General features: G+C 29.6%; 1 protein-coding gene. It reads right to left on the reverse strand.

Annotation, left to right across the window (positions count from 1 at the left end; all coding sequences use genetic code 11):
- Nucleotides 1-534: hypothetical protein (locus tag JHL18_RS00970; protein WP_338025429.1), on the reverse strand; the 534-nt coding region annotated here is incomplete at both ends.

A 534-nucleotide genomic window follows, 5' to 3' on the forward strand; every position in this document is an offset into this window, starting at 1 on the left:
ACCTCAATAACTGGATCATCTTTTTTCTTTTCTAATGATATGATCGCTTGTTCTAAGGCTTCAACCTGATCATCAACTTGTTTTTGTGTTGCATTATTATCACTATAGGTTGCTTTCGCACTATCTAAAGCTGAATTTAATACTTTTATTGATTCATCTGTATATAAAGCTTTTTCTATTGCTTCAGCTTTTTTGATTACATTATCTAATGCAATTTTATTTACTTCTGGAATAGAATCCTTTATTGATACAATTCCATATTGTGAAAGCTTTGTTGTCTTAAACTTAAAGAATCCATTTTCTACTGTTGCTTGTACTGTTTGAAGGTTTCCAGCTTCATCAATGCATTGTACAGCTAGCATTTTATTCAAAATACTATCATCAATTTTTAATGAAACCTCCACTTCTTCATCTAGTTGATAAATTTGACTTTTCAGCAATAAGCTTAAATTATATACTTTTTCTAAGGTTTTATCCTTTAAGGCATCTGGATTAGCTTTATTTACTTTTTCAGTCAATTCCCTAAGTTGATCG

Origin of the sequence: Clostridium yunnanense, from assembly GCF_016595795.1 — a bacterium.
GTDB classification, from domain to species: Bacteria; Bacillota; Clostridia; order Clostridiales; family Clostridiaceae; genus Clostridium_AR; species Clostridium_AR yunnanense.